Genomic DNA, 19,006 nt, shown 5'->3' with positions numbered 1-19,006 from the left:
GATTATGGTGTAAATATCCAAGGATGATGTAATATTAGTTTGACATTTTTGGGGGGAGGGAATATACTTACGATTGATAAAGTCAAGCATTACAAAAATTATTTCAACATCAATACACACTTTTGAACTGGGGGATATAAAGAACAGAGTAAGAGATAAAAATGAGGCGCTGTGATTTCACAGCGCCTTTTTATATTCTTTCACCTATGGTAGAATACTCTTTTTCTCTCTCGCCTAGCCTAGCCCATCCCTCGGAGCCGTGGAAGGAATCAATGCGCTGTTGTGCCTCATATGGGGTGGGATAGGATTCCCGGAACACTTCATCCTTACGTCCACGGGGGGATGTGTAGATAGTGGTTTCCTGTACTGGAGAAATTCCGCTGATGTGGAAGCTATGGACATCGGTGGAATTGTTGTAGAAAATGACACGTTTATCTTTGAACTCCACCTGCAGACGGTTTGCATCCAGCAAAGTGAAGCGACATTTGCGCTTCCTTTCTGCGGTTAATACAGCCCGGACTTCTTTGCTGGCTGTATTCAATAGGTCTTCGCGTGGCCATGTATGGCCAATGAATTTTTCATTAAGGAAATCTTCTATGCTTTGTCGAGGCTTCCAGAGACGTTTGGCCCCTTCACGGGTAATAAACCAACCTACTGCTGTTTCCACTGCTTCATCCTCGGTTAAGCGGTGGTTGATGCAAGCAGAAAAGACATTGGTGGTGGCTATCTCAAATTGCTCTGACACTTCGGCAGTGGACAATAATTTATTAAGATCTTGGATGCTGGTAATTTCCATTATGATTTTTCTCCATTTTGGACTTTCTCCAGTTCGGCAGTCAGATAGTCCAACATATCCTGTAACTCTGCAATTTCTTGATTCTTGGATTTTATGGTTTGCTGTTGATCTAAAATCATATTGACAAGTTTTTGGTTTTCGGTCCTTAACTGGTCAATATCGCCGGCAGCTTCCTGAACGGCATCAAGGGAATCACTATATGTAGTGAATACTTCAAAGAGTTGCTGCTGCAGCTCATCACAGGTAGCGGCAAGACGTTCGTGGGCTTCCTGCAGGTCAATGAACTTTTTTGCTTGCTTGCTGGCTCTATATTTGGTGATAAGGGTTTGAAACATATTGGCGCGAGTGGTGCGGTTTTTCTCGGTCATTTCGATGAAAGCCGCTTTTAACTCCTTACCCACGCGCAAGGTGATTACTTCATCATTGGATTGCTCCATGTTGTTCTCCTTTCCCATTCAGCTATGCTTAGAAATCATCAGGGTCATCTATATGATTGCCAGAACGGATATACTTTCGCACGGTACTGGCGGCATTACTCCATGTCTTTACCCATTGATCTACTTCCTCTTTGCTGGAAAAATCATCAGGTAATTTTCCGGCCATTACAAACGGTGCTTTTTATATTGCTCGGCAAAATATTTATATACTTCGTCTGTCATCTTAATTTCGCCTCTTATTCTATCGTTAATGGCTGTACTGTAAGTATACCATGTTTTATGTTTTAATACAAATATTATAACAATTATATAAAATTAGACCATGCTCTAATTTTATATAACGCTATGGCCATAGAATCAATGCTTGTCTTTATAAAATAACTGTTATTTGATATAATATCAATAAGAATATGATTCTATTTTTATAAAGAGGGGGGATTTACATGAATATAGGCTATGTCCGTGTCTCCACGATGGAGCAGCATGAGGAACGGCAGAAGGTGGAGCTGACGGAAAAGGCACAGGTTGAGAAAATTTTCCTAGACAAGTTATCCGGCAAAGATACTGACAGGCCCCAGCTTCAGGCCATGCTGGAGTTCGCCCGTGAGGGCGATACGGTCTATGTATCGGAGTTCTCCCGGCTGGCGCGTAGCACCAAAGACCTGCTGGACATTGTGCAGCGGCTGAAGGATAAGCAGGTGCAGGTCATATCCCTAAAGGAGAGCTTCGATACATCCACGCCTGCCGGAGAGTTGGCAATGACCATGTTCGCGGCCATTGCTACCTTCGAGCGCAAGATCATGCTGGAACGGCAGCGGGAAGGGATAGCCCTGGCCAAAGCACAGGGGAAGTACCGGGGGCGCAAAGAGGCCAAGAAGCCCGCCGACTGGCAGAACCTTGTTACAAAATACCAATGCAGGGAAATTTCGTCTGTTAGCGAATTAGTCAGAATATGCGGATGTTCCCGGCCAACAGTATACAAATGGTTAAAAAGCTCCGGCATTCATATAAATGATAAACCCGCACAGTTATCAAAATAGGCTACAAGACACCGGCTGCAGTTCATGCAGAAGGTGCGGCGTAAAGTCGCACTTTCGGTGTCCACTTTATTGACTTAAGACCAAAATAGTGATTATGAATAGAAACAGATTTGAATAAAAAAAGGAGAAATCATGGATATTTTACCTGAAATTCTGAATCGAAGAAGTATCAGAAAGTATAAATCAACAAGAGTTACAGATGAGCAAATAAGTGATTTGATATTAGCTGCTTCATTGGCACCTTCCGGTTCTAATGAACAGCCATGGGATTTCATTGTTGTGAAATCAAAAGAAATGAAAGAGAAGATTTGTGAGCTAGACCATAATCAAAAGTGGATGCTTCAAGCACCTGTGTTTATTGTTTGTGTAGGAAAATCAACATATCGTAAAGACGATAGTATGGAGCGTACCATTAGAGATAGCGCAATAGCTATTACTCATATTTTATTACAGGCACAACATATGGGATTAGCTACATGCTGGACAGGTTGGTATGAGCAGGATGAAATGAGAAATTTACTAGGATTAACGGATAAAGATTATGTAACTGGAATCATAATAGTGGGCTATGCAGATGAAAATCCAGATGCAAGACCGCGAAGGAAAGCTACGTATACGGAAATCTGATTTAGATTGAGCTAATAAAAATATGTAAGGCCCATGGTTTAAAAGCTCCAAGTAGTAAGGTACAGTTGAACGCAGTTATTAAAGCTTATTTTTCTGGAGAGAAGATTTCACCTGCAAAGAAAGTCGTAAGACCAAAAAAGAAGGCTGTAGTTACAAATCTTACTTTAGATACAGGAGTGATCGAGTGTGGGGTTAATTGCGGTAACAGATTTAGAGAATTTTTTAGACAACAGACTGGGAAAGAAAGTTTTAGTTTCAAGGTAGATATGGTTGCTACTGCAAAAGCAGTAAAGGCAATAGACACAAATAGGAGATTATTAAATGCTCGAATATGTTATTGATAAAACAAAGTATTACTTAGATGCAATGCCTAAAAAAACGAGAAAAAAAATAGGGCAATTTTTTACAAGTCGTGAAACAGCTATATTTATGGCTAGTCTTTTTGATATTCCCCCAAAAAAACATTTAAGCATACTAGATCCCGGTACGGGGTCAGGAATACTTACGGCTGCCCTTATGGAGCGTTTACAAAAAGAAAAGAATATAAATAGTGTATCATTAACTTGCTATGAGGTTGAACCTGCTATATTAGATTTGTTAAAAAACAATCTTGATTACATAAAAAAATCTGTCAAATTTAAATTAGAGTATACCATCATTACTAAAAATTACATAACTAGTCAATCTAAACCACAATCATTCGCAGATATTATAATAGGCAATCCGCCTTATATGAAAATAAACCGTTCGGCTGAAGAAGCAACTTCTATGAATCATGTAGTGCATGGAGCACCTAATTTATACTTTTTATTTGCTTCAAGAAGTATAGAAAATCTTATTGATATGGGGCAAATGGTATATATTATACCGCGTTCTTGGACTTCTGGTGCTTATTTTAAGGCTTTTCGGCATTTTTTATTTAATAATACAGCATTGCAACATATACACTTATTTGTAAGTCGTGATAAGGTTTTTGAAGAAGAATCTGTATTACAGGAAACCATAATTATTAAACTTCAAAAAACTAATATAATACCTGAAACAGTTACAATCACATCTACAGAAACAACTTATGATTTTCATCACTTAAATAAAATTATTGTACCATTTCATTTAGTGATAGGACACGATGATAACAAATATGTCTACTTAGTAACTAATAAAGAAGATGTAAATGTATTAGAACGCTTAAATAATTTTAATAACACATTAATGTCTCTTAATATGAAAATGAAAACAGGTTTAACTGTTGATTTTCGAGAAACAGAACATCTTATGGATTCACCAACAGATGATAATATCCCTATGTTTTTTGCACAGCACTTAAGAGATGGAAGAATTATTTTTCCAATAGGAAAGCACGGAGAATACATAGATACGAAGAAAAATAGTTTACTCCAGCCAAATTATAATTATTTGTTTGTCAAGAGATTTACTTCAAAAGAGGAATCACGGCGATTGCAGTGCAGCATCTATCTAAAGGAAGATTTCCCACAATATGAGAATATTAGCACTCAAAACAAACTAAATTTTATTGCTAGTAAGAAAAAAGAACTGTCCAAGGAAATAGTATATGGATTATACTGCCTTTTCAATTCGTCGATATATGATAGGTATTATCGTATACTAAACGGTTCTACACAGGTAAACTCGTCAGAAGTAAATACCATGCCTATTCCGACAATAGAAGGTATTGAATATTTAGGGAGAGAATTACTTTTAGGTAAAGATCTTTCTGAAAACAAATGTGATGATATTTTGGAGGAATATATAGATGTCGAAACTAGAAGATGCAAAAAAATTTCTTGAAGCTATTGGAATGCCCAAACAACAACAAGCTGATGTATGCTGTTTAGCATTACTTACATTAGCAAATATTGGTGAAAGTGATAAATGGACAGAAGCCTCTAATAATTGGATTAGAATACATGATATAATCCAATTTGCAAAAAATAATTATAACGTAGATTATGCTGAAAATAGTAGAGAAACAATTAGAAAGCAGGCAATGCACCACTTTAGACGAGCAGCCATCATAGAAGATAATGGAAAAGCTACTAACAGCCCTAATTATAGATACAGATTAACTCCAGAATCATGTGCACTACTGCAATATATAAATTCTGATGAATGGGATGAACAAATAAATTCTTTTCGCAATTCACATGAATCTTTAATTGAAATTTACGCATCAAAAAAGAAAATGCAAAAAATGCCAGTTAAAATAAACAATCAAGATTTTACATTTTCAGCAGGAGCACATAATCAACTTCAAAAAGCTATTATAGAAGAATTTGCACCAAGATTCGCTCCTAATTCAACATGCCTATATGTTGGTGATACCATAGAAAAAGATATGGTAAAAAACGAAGAAAAATTAAAATCGCTAGGCTTTGAAATAACATTACATGATAAGATGCCGGATGTGGTTTTATATAACGAAGAAAAGGATTGGATTTACTTTATTGAATCTGTTACATCTGTAGGCCCTATGGACCCTAAGAGAATAGATGAAATTACAACAATGACAAAAAATGTTAAAGCTGGGAAAATTTATGTTACTGCATTTTTAGATTTTAAAACGTATAAAAAATTCGCTGATAGTTTAGCATGGGAAACAGAAGTATGGATTGCAGATATGCCTGAACATATGATTCATCTTAATGGTGATAAATTTATGGGGCCTAGATAAAAAAGATTTATAAACCTGCCTATTGGCAGGTTTATTTTATTACAATCTGGTATAAAATGAAATTTAAGATATATAAACTTGAATTTTTCTTTGATTTATGCTAAACTATATTCAAGATGATAAATATTTAACACTTTTCAACTTGATTTATGTTTAACATAACGGAGGGTAATAAAATGGGCTGGGGTGGAGCACGAGACGGCGCAGGCCGGAAGAAACAGGAAATAAATAAGAAAATGCGTGGGTTCCGTCTTACTGACGAAGAATGGGCTTTTATGAAGGTTGCCTTGGATAAGTACCGCCAAGGGGAAAAGATGAATGCCAATGGTTCCCCTATTGCTCCCCCTTCACAAGGAAAAGAGGTAGTAAAAGAATATGGCGTCTTTGAGGCGTGCTTGCTTGCTCACTTAGAAGATTTATATAGTCAGGACTATAAGTGGTTACTAGAATACAAAAAGTATTTAAAAGATGAAAGTTACGATAAATATACCGAAGATGAAATAGAATTACAACGAGAAGTTATATATTTACAGATAATCACATTATCTTCTCATCTGCAAAAACTATCATTTAGTGACGATGTAAAAAGATCTTTCTCCTCATTAGATATTGCATTTTTGCATTCGTTAAATATAGATTCTAATAGAAATACTAATGTTCAAGTAAAAACATGGAAAGCTCCTGATAATATAGATTATCAAACTATGAACCTTAAATTATTAAAAACATATCAAGCACGTTGCTCGTTACAAGAGGAAATTCAAATATTGAAAAAAGAATTACATCAATATGATTGGTGATCCGATTGCCCCGCGTAAGCGGGGCAATTTTTTTAAGCGACGGATTGTCAAGCTAAGTGCAACACTTTCTCAAAATGGACCTCATATGGTGTTCGGTGACGCTCCATCAAACTGAAATTTTCTGTTTCCTATAAATGGTTCTTTGGTAGCATCACAACTGCTTGATTTCATTTGCAATCATAGCCACCGTTTTTTCATTGGTATCAATTTTAATCGTGTTTAATGTTTGATACATCGGTATTCTTGCTACACTTCTTTCAATTACATCCTCGGCACGAATACCTCTTTCCACATCCGTAGTTAATCTCTTATGCAAACTGGCTTCATCAGCAATAAGCGAAATACATTTCACCTCACAGTTTTGTGTATCCAGCTTTTCCAAGATAAAATCTATGATAGACTGTTGATGCATTACCCAGCAGAAAATCACATTTTCATAAGCAGAGCAATGCAAAAAGTTATTTAGTAAGTAACAAATATTATCTGTCACCATTGCTTTGGTTTCATTGGTTACTTGGAAAGGGTTTGCGTCCCAACACCAATCCCCATCAAGAAATACGCTATTGGGTAAATCAGATTTTAGTTGCTGGCTAACAGCAGTTTTGCCAACTCCCATTGTTCCGCCAATTATATATAATTTTTTCATATCCTCTCACCTAAAACTTCAAATTTGTCGAACTGTTTTGCAGTTTTCTTCTATTATAATATAATTCATTCCAAAAAAATAGCCTCTGCATAATATTTCTTTGAATATACAGAGGCTGAGTTTAATATTTTCTTTGTCTAGAGTCTGAAAAAGAAAGCCTATTTCAGCTTTCTTTTTCCTGTAGCTTTTTCACTATTCTATCTGTAATTTTATCGGCAAGTACATCTAAAAATCCGTTCTGTAGATTAACTCATCCCCATAAAAGAAAGGCGGTGCCTTCTGGCATCGCCTTTCTTTTATCCTGCTACGACCTCATTCATATAATCAACGGCTTTCTGTGCTGCATTAGCGCCATTTATGAGCCAGTCGGGATTTTCCTTGATGGCCTCGCTCCATCCCTGCAAATAGGCTGCCGTGTTGTCATCCTCGGAAGTGATGCCGAACTGACGGCAGAGGAGAGCCGCACCGAACTCGGCCACGATTTCCTCTTTAGAGTAGCTGATCCGTGCCGTGTCCTCCTCATCAGCCTTTCTGCCCATCGCCTTGCCCGTACTGTGTACCAACTCATGAAAGCAGGTAGCCACATAAGCCTCGGAGGTTTTGAACTCCTTACGGGGAGGCACTTGGACAAGGTGACGGCTGGGGATATAATAAGCACTGCCTTTTCCCGGCTTGGTGGTGCTTTCGTGCTCCATCGTGACACCCGTCTTTTCTGCAAAGGTCGCTATAAAGGCTTCGGCTTCCTCTAGTGGCTGGTTATCGCGGGTGATGACCTGCCGCTTACGCTCCAGTCCTTCCGTCTGGGCTTCAACCTCAAACACATTATAAAATTTAAGGAACGCATAGCAATCATCAGGATTATCGTCATCCTCGGCAGGTCTTTTCTCTACCTTGTTCCAACGGTTCCAATAGACGATAGGTAAGGACTTGGAGCCTTTCTTGATTTTCCCGCCTAATTCTTGGCACTGATTGAAGGTAACATATTCACTGGTTTCCCCGGCTCCTAAGAAGGAGAGAATCAGCATATTGATCCCCCGATAGGCTTTCATGGTTTTAGCATTGACCGGCATAAGCACTTTGTTGAGCAGTCCGCTGTCCCATGGTAGGCGTTTGCTCGTTGCAATCTTTTCAGTGACCATCTTCATAACTTCTGCTTTAATATCCTTCTTCATGGTGATTTCCTCCCTTGGGGGTGTTTTTCGTTGCCCCCTGCTGAATTTTTCTTTTTTTTGATGGCCGGAAGGGATCGCGCCCTGAAGGAAGCCACAAGGCTGCCACGCACCGCGCAGCGGCTCGGCCTTGTGGCTGGGAGGAGGGTGTGATAGGCTTTGCCCCGGCAAAAAAAAGAATAGATTAGATGCTTTTGGCTTTCCCGTTCAGGGAAAGTTTCCATGTATGCGCCTCCTGCTCATCGAGGCGCATACAAAAGTAACGGAGCCCGGCCAGCTCCTGGCCTATGAGCTGGCCGGGCGATAGTACAACCTACCTTCCGGCCCCGTCCGGCTGCAAACGTAAAGCGCACGGTCTGCCGCCTGCCGTGCGCTGCCAAGGGCCACGAACCCGATCCCCGCGTTAGGGATTGAAGCCCGAAGGGTGGAGACAGACCTGCTGGCTCCATTCACGAAAGCCCGACCCGAAGGGGAACGCCCTCCCCCCGAAAAAGCAACCGTATACTAAAAAAGCGGGTTATCTCAAAAACGGCCTCTCAGAATGCCCTGTAAGGCTCGTATTTTCATTTGCGCATATAAATATATACCCCACATAGGAATAATGCACTTAGGCCATCTGTGAGCGTATAAAGGGGCGATGAATAAAAGTAAGCAAATTTCACCAATTTTATCAAAAAAAGAAGGATAAATAGCAGTAATATAGAATAAAATAAGTATCAAAATTTGAAATATACTATGGAGGTTTTTCAGTATGGCAAGAAAAGCAAACTATGAGGAAAAGATTTCAACGATTGAAGCAAAAATCGAAAAGAAGAAAGAGGAAATCAAGTCCCTAAAAGAACAATTAGCCGCACTTCAAAGCAAAAAGGCTCAGAATGATTACCAAGAGCTTTTGGATTACATGAAGAATAATAATCTGTCCGCCGGTGAAGTCCTTAGCAAAATTAGATAAAAAAGAAGGAGCGTTTATACGCTCTTTTTTCGTCGAGAGAAATTTAGTTGACATAAATAGGAGATTTTCTTATGTTTTGTGTGAAATGTGGGACAAAATTGCCGGACGATGCGAAGTTTTGTTATAATTGTGGGAATGAAGTTACACTCATTAGAGGAGATGTAAATAGGGACGATAACGAATCAACAAAAGAATTAAATGCTGATTTAGAACCCAATACAGAAACAACTCCAATAGATAGGGAAAAACAGATATTACAGGCAGATAAACATGGATATATGGCGAAAAATCCAAAAACAAAAAAAGCACTCCTCGAAATTTTGAAAAGTAATGAATCAATAGAGTATATCGTTAAGGGTAGTGAGCAGGGAAAAGATAATGCAGAAGGTGGAGTTTTTGTTATAACTAATCAAAGAATGATGTATATAATAAGAAATATGTTATTCTTTAAGCATTCTGATAAAATATATCCATTAAACACAGAAATAAAACAAGGAAAATGGATGCTGTTAATAAAATGTATTGAAATAGGAAATGAAAAATATACATTTCCTGATAATCCAGAGGCTATCCCTACTATAATCGATACACAAAAGAGACTTCTCGACAATTCTATTGTCACATACAAAAATAATAACAGTAATTTGATTTGTGATATTGGCACTAGATGGGGAAAAGATAAAGCTCAACTATATGCAGTAGATAATACGTTTGAACTAAGATTAAAAGGACATACACCGAGACAAATCCCCATAGATGAAATATATGCAGCTCGTGCAGGCCAAGAATCTACGGTGGATATTTATACTAAATACAGTGTTATATCCATGAAAGTAAACGACAAAAATTCCGTAGTATCGACAATACAAAAATACATAAAAATTTTAAAGAATTTTAATTTTGATAATGACAAAGAGTATAAAGATTTATTACCTTCTATCATCAAATCAGATTTTCCGTATGATATAGATAAAGATAATAAAAAAATCAACATAATTCGTAAATACGATAGATTAGTAGCACCATTAAGATTTGATAGTTTTACAGAATATCTATTTTTTGATGTGGAAACACTAGAAAAATATGATGAGAAAAATTTCAATAGACAAAAGGCTGCATTAGGATGGTTTTTAGGTGGTGATTCGCTAAAATGGGGATTATCTGATAAAGAATATACATTGAAAATAAAACTAAAGAGTGGGTACCAGTGTTTAGTAGAGGCAAAAGATGGAATGATTAACATAACAGATATAGCAGATATAAATGCCCTTAAATAAGAGAAAGGAGGGAGCTTTTGCTCCCTCCTTTCTCTTATTTAAGGATGCTCCCCCGATAACGCTCTAATGATTCTTCAGCAGTGAATTTAACAAAAGCCTGATTCAATGTATCAAGCAGGGCAGAGAGTTCTTTTAATTGCAGCTCATTCATGTAGCAAAGTCCTTTCCTTGTAGCATAACCACAGTATTATTATACCACGGAACCCCAATGATCCCCGCGTAAGCGGGGCGATTTTGGAAAAGGCCACCAGCTACCGCGCTTGGCGCGGTGGCTGGTGGCTTTCCTTATTGCTTCATCATGGCGTGAACTTCGTCCATGAGTTCCTGCCGTGTATTGTATATGTAATCTATGATTTTATGCACTTCGTCCATCTTCAAGCCTCTTTCCTCGCCTTCATCCGTGAAGCCAGTAAAAAGGAGGTTGTTGCAAAGTATGGTTTTATATCCGTCCTCATTTAATAGCATGGTGGGAACGGCTCGCCCTTTTAATAAAAACTCATCGTCAAACCATACTGTAAAGGTTTTACCATCAATATCAAAGTCTTTACAGTCCACCAAATCGCACCCGATATATTTATATTTTTCATGCAGGGAATTTTCTTTGTCGATGTTTCTGATTTGCGGGGAAATCTTAAAATTTTCGTGGTCAATTTCGAAAGTAAGTACAATCATTTTTTTCATGGTGTCAGTTCTCCTTTTCTTCCCCCGCCGTCCCTTGACGGCGGGGCTTTCCATTTTGTTTGTTTAGTTATTCATCAACCCTTTTTCCTTGAAGCTGAAAAAGTGGAATCTGCCTAAAATCACATGGTCTAAAACAGGTATATCCATAATTTTTCCACACTTGACCAGTCTTTCCGTCACCGCTTTATCTTCACGGCTCGGCGTTGGGTCGCCCGATGGGTGATTATGCACAAGAATCATACAAGCCGCAGAATATAAAATAGCTTCCTTGAATACCTCTCTAGGGTGTACCACAGAAGCAGAAAGGCTTCCAATGGATACGACTGGCGTTGCTATGATGTGATTTTTCGCATTCAATAGCACCAGTACAAAATGTTCTCTCATTTCGTCCCTGTATCTTGGCCAAAGGTAATGCGCTACATCTTCGGGGCCGTGAATGGTATCAACGGGATTTGTTTCCATGTTCCAACGGCGGGAAAGTTCATTAAGCATCATCAATTTTTCCTTGCTCTTTTCTCCCACGCCCTTGATGGCCATAGGGGAGGTCATCACCTCCTGCAACGTGTGAGATTGCAGAGCCTTTTCAGGAAGGTTTAAGAGCTTTGCAAGCATTTCTGCGTCCGTCTTTGTGGTCATGTTGTAATTTTTCATCATTAGCACTCCTTTTGCGCTTGAGAGTTCTTTCCGAACCCCCTGCTGCGTTTTTCTTTTTTTTTGATGGCCGGAAGGGATCGCGCCCGGAGGGAACCCGCAAGGCTGCGCAGCACCGCGAAGCGGCTTGGCCTTGCGGGTGGAAGGAGGGGGTGATAGGCTTTGCCCCGGCAAAAAAAAAGATAGATTAAATGCTTTTGGCTTTCCCGTTCAGGGAAAGCTTCCATGTTTGCGCCTCCTGCTCATCGAGGCGCAAACAAAAGTAACGGAGCCTGGCCAGCTCCTGGCCTATGAGCTGGCCGGGCGATAGTACAACCTATCTTCCGGCCCCGTCCGGCTGCAAACGTAAAGCACGCGGTCTGCCGCCTGCCGCGTGCTGCCAGAGGCCACGAACCCGAACCCCGCGTTAGGGATTGAAGCCCGAAGGGTGGAGACAGCCGCGCTGGCTCCATTCACGAAAGCCCGACCCGAAGGGGAACGCCCAGAAAAGACAACAAAAAAGACAGACTCCTGAAGAATCTGCCTGTAAACGTATATAATCTTGATTTATGTATATCTTTTTTCAAAAAAACCTAGTCTGAATTATATTCCTCGCCAATCTCATGGACATCCTCATAGATACCTGATTCCATAATAGCCTCCCAGACGGCCACAGGAAGCTTCCAGAAGGCCAGATACCCCTCGGCATAGTAAATAGCATAGTTTCCCTGCAAACGATGCCCCTCAACGCTTATATTATCGCCACACACGAGAGAATGGAAATTAAAGAGCCACGGATTGAAGTCATCATCTTCAACCACAGCCACATAGAAATCCTCTTCATCACGGTAAATATAAGAATCCGTCAAAAGCATGGCCATAGGAAATATGCTTTTCATCCCATCACTGGAAAGGCTAATGAACTTTTGCTTACTATCCACACAATTTTGTTTCTGCTGCCGGGAAAACCACCGAGAAAGGAAGCCCGCAAAAGCATCCGTATCATAATGCAGGAACCAAGCTGCAGCCTTGGTATTGCAAATATTCGGGTCACTATACAGAAGGTCGGTAAATTCCTCCAGCGTATCGCAATCATCCCAAAGAAATTGAAAAATCTCCCGGTGCTCAAGGTCATTGAGCAGCCAATACTGGCGATGTCCTATAATTTCCTTACATTCCTCAATGGCTACATTCATAGCTTTCCTCCGAGCGTGTCCATAGGACTGTACCATCATCTGCAGCTGCATCAAGACCATGATCACGAATGGTCGATAGCTCAGATTCTACAATCTTCATGATGTCCTCGCCAAACCATTGACCGCGAAGGTCAAGATCATAGTTTAGGCGCACATCCAGCTTATACTCCTCATGGGCAATATAAATCTTTGCCCGGCCTTCTGCATCCAGCTCGTTCTCATCCAAGACAACGATACCTTTTTCACCGTTGCGGTAGATTACAATATTGCCCGTCTGCAGAAATTTATATAAATCCAGCTCCATAGAGAAACCTCCCATGAATCAAAATCTATATGTATTATACCATGTTTTATGTCTTAATACAATCATTATAGAGAAAAAGAAAAGAGCGCAAAATGCGCTCTTTTCTAGCATTGTATCAATATTGTCAAATGATTTCCATGCGCTCCATCTGTATTCTGTCCCGGACACCAAGCGCATAGCAATTTGAAGCCATCAGGTACTCGAATTTTTGCAGCTTATCAATCATGTTGAGGTAGAAATCAGCTTTCCCAGCCTCCTGACAGATAATTTCAAGTTCTGACAAGGCCTTTTCCCTTTCCAGATATTCATCGCGCTGCATAACAGCTCGATCAATAACATCCACACGTTGCATAATCAACCCCTGATACGCTTCATTCACAGACAAATCATTCATTGATACAGTCCTCCAGTAAAATTGGTTATGTCTGCATAATTGTTCGCTACTGCTGTTACATGACGTCTTGTCTCGGTATAGGGGGGCACATCACCATAATTTTGAACTGCATAAGGCCCGGCATTATAAGCAGCTATCGCAAAGCTATTCTGTAAGTCTCCTGCCGATTGGAATCGCTTCAGCTGATAGCTCAAATATTCAATGCCACCTTTGACGTTTTCTTCCAAAATGTAGGGATTATACCCCATTTGTTGAGCGGTATCTGGCATAAGCTGCGCTATGCCAATCGCTCCGGCTCCCGAAACTGCATCCATACGGAAATGACTTTCCTGCTCGAAAAGGCTGGCGGCCAGTATTGGATCAACACCATACTGCGAAGCGTTTTCTAATATTAGGCCGGCCACATAATTGCCATAGTCACTTCCCATCCCGCTTTCGCTTCCAATGTACTGCCCAAGTCTAAGGGTAAAATCATCGGAAGTTGCCATCGGGAAACTTCCATCCATTGATTCCTGCGCCCCAGCTTCGGAATTTGCCGAGTTCTGAAGGGCGTTCTTACTTTGCTCATCATCAACAGATAACGAATAATACATGCTGTCAAATTGAGTGTCATCCGGCAGCTCACTTGCAAAGGCCATTCCTCCACCTATCAAATTGAGCACCAGACATGCAATTATGATTGTTACTCTCATCACAATACTCCTTCATCATACCATTTTTCCATTAAATTTCCATTAGAAACGGACATAAATCATAGATTTTAGAAGCTTTTAAGAGGAATCTTACAAAAAAACAATATTTTAGGGACTAAAAGTCCTATTTGTATCTAAATCATCTTTCATAGCCAGTCCGTTTCAAAGTCTTATCTTTTAAGAGAAGGTCAGATGAATCTCCAAGATGCACGGATATACCACTAGATGCGTGTGCTTCTGGCAAATTGGCAATTTCCTTGATATTATCCATCAAGCTGGATGCAGCCTGTTCCAGTCCATCCTTCTGGCGTTCAAGGGCAATATCCTTAGATGCCTGTTCCCGCATTTCTGTCAGTTCTTCCTTCATCCGCAGGATCTCATGCACATTTTCAGCCATCACAGTTTTTCTGGCCTCCAATACATAATTCTTTTCCATACGGGCTTCCACCATACGCTCAATGCTGGCTTTTGCATGAGCAGAAGAAAGAATATCTGTAAGTTTAACCTTCATATCCTGCTGTTTCTGCAGCTTAGAATCAAGCTGCTCTTTCAGCTCCGACTTGCCGGGAGCAAGGAGGTATTCTTTCTGTAACTTTTCAATCTCCTGACCTAATTTCAAATACTGTTTATACTGGCCATGCGTATAAACACTCTTGGCTGCATTTACGGCAAATTCTTTTTTCATCATGAATCGGTTGAGCTTCGATGTCTTGTATTCCAGCCCACGCTGCTGATAATTCATTTCCACAAGCTTAGAACGAATGAGTTTCAAGCGTTCATGCGGATTTTTGATAGCCTTGATTTTCTCAATATCAAGGCTATTTCTTTCAGCACGGTTCCAAAGTTTGTTCTTTTCATGAGCAAACTTTTCCATTTCAATCAAGCTGGCACGGGAGGAATTAAGGATAAAGCTCTGCGCTCTCAAATTATTGATGCGTTCTTTTCTATCCACAATTCGCTGGCGGGCAATATCCACGCGCTTACGGATAGAATCGGCAATTTCCTGCGTTGCCTTTTGCGCCTTTTCTGTAGCCAAGGATTGCTTCATCTTTTCAATGCGTTCCTTCAGTCCTTCGCTACGTTTCGCATAGGCTTCCTGCAATATTTTTGCTTGCTGCTTATAGATGTTTTCTTGCTCTGGGGTAAGCGTTCCAGCCTTGGCCTTTTCGCTCCATTCTGCTTTAAGGTTGTTAAGGGCTGCCATGTCTTCCTTGCACTTAGTCACCTGCGTTCTAATACGCTTGGTTTCCTGCTTCGTGTAGATGTCATTAGCAAGCTCCTTAATCTTCTGATCAGAAAGGATGTAGTTCTCTTTCTGCTGGCGGAAATGTTGAAGCTCCTTAGTTGCAGCGGAAATTTCTGCCCGGGACAAAGTAAGCTGCGTGGCCAGCTGCTTTTCAATATCCCGTGAACTTTCATCCTGCCGCTCAATAACTGGTTCAGCCAGAACTTTTTCAGCCATTTCATCACGAACAGAGCGTTCCTGTGCCTTGATTTCAAGATTTTCCTTCAAGGTAAGGATACGCTCTCTGCGTTTGATGATAATTTCTTCTGCCAGTTTCTTTTCCTGACGAGCTATGAAGTTATGACGAACTTTCTTCGGGGCATCTTCCAGATAGTATTTTCTCTGGTCAACATACTTTGCTGCTTCACGCAGAGAAGTGTAGGTAAGTTTAGGGCCAAGGTGAACTTGCGGCAGGCGATCCAGAACAAAAGCCTTGTCCTTATCGCCATTAATCAAAGCCTCTGCATACTGGACGGCCAGAGACTTTGAAGAAACGCGGTGTTCTAAACCGTGCTCCTCATAGGCACGATTTATCTTCTTCTCCCAGTTCAGACGGACACGAGCAATTTCCAGTTTGCCTTGAAGGGTGCTAAAACGTGTATCGTTTTTTGCGCCACCCCGGCCCGGCTCTTTCGCATTATAACGCTTGAAAAATTGCTCACGGGTTCGTTCAATTCCATCTTGAACTTTAGGAGAAAACATGATGTGGGCATGGATTTGCCGCTGCTCGTTGTCATTCGCTGCGGGCTTAGAGTGAATGGCAAAGGTATAGGCATTATTCTCGCCTATCTCTTCAGCTATGAACGCCTTGACCAGCTTCAAATTGTCCTCATCCGAAAGCTCTTGGGGAAGAGCAACTTCAAATTCTTCGTATGTTCTGCCGTTGATTCTGGTGAACTCATCGGCAGCCAACCAATAATCCTGCTGGTCTTCTAATACAAAGGATGGCATATTGCCAGATTCTTTGTATACTAACTGCTCTTTCATTTTGGCAGTGCCAAACTTGCCCTCTCGGCAGATATAATCTGCATGAGGGCGAGCGTTACCAACATTGCCATGCTTCACAGAACAATGATACGTTGCCATGAGTTCACCTCCTCCCATTAGTAAAACATTTACCGCGCCTTGCGCGGCCTGTAAGCACGAGTTTCTCGAACCGCAGGTTTGAGAAACTCATAAGTGCGCCTTCCCAAAGGGGAGGACACCGCGTATCTCATTCCTCCCTCTGATATTATACCACGACTGCCCCCTCGTTGAAAGGGAACAACACAAATTTCGCAGCATCTTCGAATTAACAAAAATTCCTGATCACTGCCTGTTGCCACATCCGGTCCATCCGCGACATTGCCATCAAAAATATCACATTATGCCTGGCCTCTCCATTGCCCCGGTGCTAAAACAGAATGATTACAGTGCAATCCATTCTGAAAGCAAAAACAAGCCCACTAGAAAAGTAGAGATCATTTACCGCGGAAAAAATCAATGATACCTTTCACGAATCCCAAGGCACCACCTATAATAACGACAACCACACCTAAAAGAAATCCAGCTGCCATAATAAACAGAACACCTTGTATCATATTGCCCATCCTCAACATCAAATCAGCTTTGATACATCCATTATATCAAAAACCATTTTTTATATATACCAAAACATCCCTAACGCTATTAAAATTCGCTAGGGATGCTCTCACAGATCTTATCGTCTATCAGAAAAGAAATCTTTCCAATCTGGATTTTCACTGTCAAATATTTCTTTCTGTTCCTTAGTTAGTTTATAAGGATAATCTTGAAAAAGATTGAATATCGTTTTTTTATCAAAGCTAAATTTCCACACACCAACAGTATCGCTATTATCAACCCACCATACTTTATGATGTGGTTCTTCTTTGAAAAATCTTTTCTTTTCCAAAACTCCCACCTGATTCCTTTCATCCCGGCCAACTTACTTAAAGAAATTGACCGGGATTTCTTTGCCAGCTTCCAGCAACTTAATTGCTTCTCTTATCTTTGGCACAGTGCTTTTTTTATGTTTTAAATAAATTCGATGCGCAGCTGGTTCTGAACAATCTCCTTTTCTAGCAATGCTTCGATTTAAGAATGTAATTTCTATATCGTTGATTATCGTTACCTCATCAGAGAATTTTTCTTTATCTTGCTGAGCGTATGCTTCTTCATTACGCTTTATCAGTTCCTTGATTTCTTCTGCAGTTTTGGTCTTGCCATTGCTCTGCATCTGCGCTTGTCTCTTCCTCTGTTCTTCTGCTTCGCCAGCATAATCACCTTTCAGCGCAGAGAACAGAATTGCACCATAGCTTTTTCCGCCATTGGCCATTCTTTGCAAAGCAATGTCATTATTTTTTTTCACATAGTCAAAACCTTTTTCGCTAAGGAATTTTTTCAGAACACTTGCATTGATTTTCTTGTAGAGTAGGTCGGCAATAAACCTTAATTGTCCTTCATCATAACCATTTTGCACTGCTTCATCAAAACCAAAACCACGAAGATATTCTCTTACTTTTTCGATTTCCATTTTTTGAATATCTTTAGCCGTTGTTATGGTTTCTGTACTATTATCACTAAGGCTATCCATATAAACAGTTTTCTTTTTCGTATAAAAGATTATACTCTTATATGCGCGTCCGCTTCTTATCAATTCATAGCTGACAAGATACGGCATTTTTTCGTTTCCTGCAATAGACTTTATAGAAGGATCGATAACTCTTGATTTTAAGTGTGCAAACAACGCATATTTATTGTCATCAATGCCCAACTTCTGCCTAAATTCCTGTATAGTCATTTCTGGCCGTTTGCCGATTTTCTTGTATTGCATAGCTAGTTCATAGATTCTTTTTGTATAATAAGTAACCGAAATCAGTTCATCGACTGCGAATCTCGTATAAGGAAGTTTTCGATGTCTAAGACCTAAAAGATACGGAGCTAATTCCTCACTTACTCTCAACCGAACAATTCCCTTTGCAGGATAATAAACGGCAGAATCTAACCATGTGGTTTGTATCAATTTTTCCGTTCCATCTTCATCCCTACCAGTAAATACCACGGCTTTTTTTACCATATCTAAAGTAAATTCTTTAAGCTCACGCAGGTTTACTTTGACAAAATTACACAGTTCCTTTGTGTCGATTTCTATGTAGTTCATTTTTTCTTCGTTCTCATCCAACATGGAAAGAACAGCCTCCATTATTTTTGATTCAGGGAGGCTCATATTATAATTACCCTCGATAAGATAATTGGCTTTTGTTACCTGATTAGTCGGATTAAGCGGATGAACATTCATAAGTGAAATATCATTGTTATCTACCATACGAAATCTCCATTTAATATATTTTGTATTTAAAATATATTATTTTCTTAATACAAAGTCTCT

Annotated in this window: 23 protein-coding genes; 8 read left to right on the top strand and 15 right to left on the bottom strand. The window is 40.0% G+C overall.

The features are described 5' to 3' along the window. Positions 1-190 precede the first annotated feature (190 nt). Together BM181_RS12780 and BM181_RS12775 are read right to left on the bottom strand one after the other, a co-directional pair. On the bottom strand, positions 191-796 hold the full coding sequence (locus BM181_RS12780) for a hypothetical protein (RefSeq protein WP_075445531.1): 606 nt from the start codon (positions 794-796) through the stop codon (positions 191-193). Next, positions 796-1,233: a hypothetical protein gene (locus tag BM181_RS12775; protein WP_075445529.1), complete on the bottom strand. Its 438-nt coding sequence runs from the start codon at positions 1,231-1,233 to the stop codon at positions 796-798. The genes BM181_RS12780 and BM181_RS12775 overlap by 1 nt, the downstream gene beginning before the upstream one ends. Before the next feature lie 443 nt (positions 1,234-1,676). Between BM181_RS12775 and BM181_RS12770 the strand changes: the two genes are divergently transcribed. The 6 genes from BM181_RS12770 to BM181_RS12750 all read left to right on the top strand — a co-directional run bounded on the left by BM181_RS12770 (position 1,677) and on the right by BM181_RS12750 (position 6,392). After that, on the top strand, positions 1,677-2,273 hold the full coding sequence (locus BM181_RS12770; protein WP_075445527.1) for a recombinase family protein: 597 nt from the start codon (positions 1,677-1,679) through the stop codon (positions 2,271-2,273). A gap of 132 nt (positions 2,274-2,405) precedes the next feature. Next, on the top strand, positions 2,406-2,900 hold the full coding sequence (locus BM181_RS12765) for a nitroreductase family protein (protein WP_231473903.1): 495 nt from the start codon (positions 2,406-2,408) through the stop codon (positions 2,898-2,900). A gap of 5 nt (positions 2,901-2,905) precedes the next feature. Further along, positions 2,906-3,241: a hypothetical protein gene (locus BM181_RS15185; RefSeq protein ID WP_371263044.1), complete on the top strand. Its 336-nt coding sequence runs from the start codon at positions 2,906-2,908 to the stop codon at positions 3,239-3,241. Next, positions 3,222-4,709: an Eco57I restriction-modification methylase domain-containing protein gene (locus BM181_RS12760; RefSeq protein ID WP_075445526.1), complete on the top strand. Its 1,488-nt coding sequence runs from the start codon at positions 3,222-3,224 to the stop codon at positions 4,707-4,709. Before BM181_RS15185 ends, BM181_RS12760 begins: the two co-directional genes overlap by 20 nt. Beyond that, positions 4,675-5,592: a BsuBI/PstI family type II restriction endonuclease gene (locus BM181_RS12755; protein WP_075445525.1), complete on the top strand. Its 918-nt coding sequence runs from the start codon at positions 4,675-4,677 to the stop codon at positions 5,590-5,592. The genes BM181_RS12760 and BM181_RS12755 overlap by 35 nt, the downstream gene beginning before the upstream one ends. Before the next feature lie 176 nt (positions 5,593-5,768). Beyond that, on the top strand, positions 5,769-6,392 hold the full coding sequence (locus BM181_RS12750) for a hypothetical protein (RefSeq protein WP_075445524.1): 624 nt from the start codon (positions 5,769-5,771) through the stop codon (positions 6,390-6,392). Between the two features lie 151 nt (positions 6,393-6,543). Here BM181_RS12750 and BM181_RS12745 read toward each other — a convergent pair whose 3' ends face one another. From BM181_RS12745 to BM181_RS12735, 3 genes are all read right to left on the bottom strand, one after another. Then, entirely contained in the window at positions 6,544-7,038 is a 495-nt protein-coding gene (locus tag BM181_RS12745) for an AAA family ATPase (protein ID WP_075445523.1), read from the bottom strand. Positions 7,039-7,334: 296 nt separating this feature from the next. Next, the gene (locus BM181_RS12740) at positions 7,335-8,210 is read right to left on the bottom strand and encodes an ArdC family protein (protein ID WP_075445522.1); all 876 of its coding nucleotides are present in this window, start codon (positions 8,208-8,210) and stop codon (positions 7,335-7,337) included. Beyond that, entirely contained in the window at positions 8,207-8,431 is a 225-nt protein-coding gene (locus BM181_RS12735) for a hypothetical protein (protein WP_075445521.1), read from the bottom strand. Before BM181_RS12735 ends, BM181_RS12740 begins: the two co-directional genes overlap by 4 nt. Positions 8,432-8,958: 527 nt before the next feature. Between BM181_RS12735 and BM181_RS12730 the strand changes: the two genes are divergently transcribed. Beyond that, positions 8,959-9,159 (top strand): protein kinase, encoded by a 201-nt coding sequence (locus BM181_RS12730; protein WP_075445519.1) that lies wholly within the window; start codon positions 8,959-8,961, stop codon positions 9,157-9,159. 71 nt (positions 9,160-9,230) lie between these two features. After that, positions 9,231-10,436, top strand: a complete 1,206-nt coding sequence (locus BM181_RS12725) for a zinc ribbon domain-containing protein (RefSeq protein ID WP_075445517.1) — start codon at positions 9,231-9,233, stop codon at positions 10,434-10,436. Between the two features lie 285 nt (positions 10,437-10,721). Here BM181_RS12725 and BM181_RS12720 read toward each other — a convergent pair whose 3' ends face one another. The 10 genes from BM181_RS12720 to BM181_RS12675 form a co-directional block, all read right to left on the bottom strand. Further along, positions 10,722-11,117: a DUF3846 domain-containing protein gene (locus BM181_RS12720; RefSeq protein ID WP_075445515.1), complete on the bottom strand. Its 396-nt coding sequence runs from the start codon at positions 11,115-11,117 to the stop codon at positions 10,722-10,724. 63 nt (positions 11,118-11,180) lie between these two features. After that, positions 11,181-11,768 (bottom strand): JAB domain-containing protein, encoded by a 588-nt coding sequence (locus BM181_RS12715; protein WP_075445513.1) that lies wholly within the window; start codon positions 11,766-11,768, stop codon positions 11,181-11,183. A gap of 2 nt (positions 11,769-11,770) precedes the next feature. Further along, positions 11,771-11,995 (bottom strand): hypothetical protein, encoded by a 225-nt coding sequence (locus tag BM181_RS12710; RefSeq protein WP_075445511.1) that lies wholly within the window; start codon positions 11,993-11,995, stop codon positions 11,771-11,773. Positions 11,996-12,340: 345 nt separating this feature from the next. After that, positions 12,341-12,982, bottom strand: a complete 642-nt coding sequence (locus BM181_RS12705; RefSeq protein WP_143092196.1) for a hypothetical protein — start codon at positions 12,980-12,982, stop codon at positions 12,341-12,343. Continuing rightward, entirely contained in the window at positions 12,927-13,247 is a 321-nt protein-coding gene (locus BM181_RS12700) for a hypothetical protein (RefSeq protein WP_075445507.1), read from the bottom strand. The genes BM181_RS12705 and BM181_RS12700 overlap by 56 nt, the downstream gene beginning before the upstream one ends. Positions 13,248-13,371: 124 nt before the next feature. Further along, entirely contained in the window at positions 13,372-13,641 is a 270-nt protein-coding gene (locus tag BM181_RS12695; RefSeq protein WP_075445505.1) for a hypothetical protein, read from the bottom strand. Beyond that, complete coding sequence (locus tag BM181_RS12690; protein WP_075445503.1) at positions 13,638-14,333, bottom strand: lytic transglycosylase domain-containing protein; 696 nt, start codon at positions 14,331-14,333, stop codon at positions 13,638-13,640. Before BM181_RS12690 ends, BM181_RS12695 begins: the two co-directional genes overlap by 4 nt. Before the next feature lie 139 nt (positions 14,334-14,472). Next, positions 14,473-16,704: a MobA/MobL family protein gene (locus BM181_RS12685; RefSeq protein ID WP_075445501.1), complete on the bottom strand. Its 2,232-nt coding sequence runs from the start codon at positions 16,702-16,704 to the stop codon at positions 14,473-14,475. Between the two features lie 613 nt (positions 16,705-17,317). After that, on the bottom strand, positions 17,318-17,530 hold the full coding sequence (locus BM181_RS12680) for a DUF7675 family protein (RefSeq protein ID WP_218150122.1): 213 nt from the start codon (positions 17,528-17,530) through the stop codon (positions 17,318-17,320). Positions 17,531-17,563: 33 nt separating this feature from the next. After that, complete coding sequence (locus tag BM181_RS12675; RefSeq protein ID WP_075445497.1) at positions 17,564-18,943, bottom strand: replication initiation protein; 1,380 nt, start codon at positions 18,941-18,943, stop codon at positions 17,564-17,566. Between the last annotated feature and the right edge of the window lie 63 nt (positions 18,944-19,006).

Source organism: Pseudoselenomonas ruminantium, assembly GCF_900113715.1.
Lineage (GTDB): Bacteria > Bacillota > Negativicutes > Selenomonadales > Selenomonadaceae > Selenomonas_A > Selenomonas_A caprae.
The sequence above is the reverse complement of the archived record's forward strand: the minus strand, read 5'-3'. Positions and strand labels throughout refer to the sequence as shown.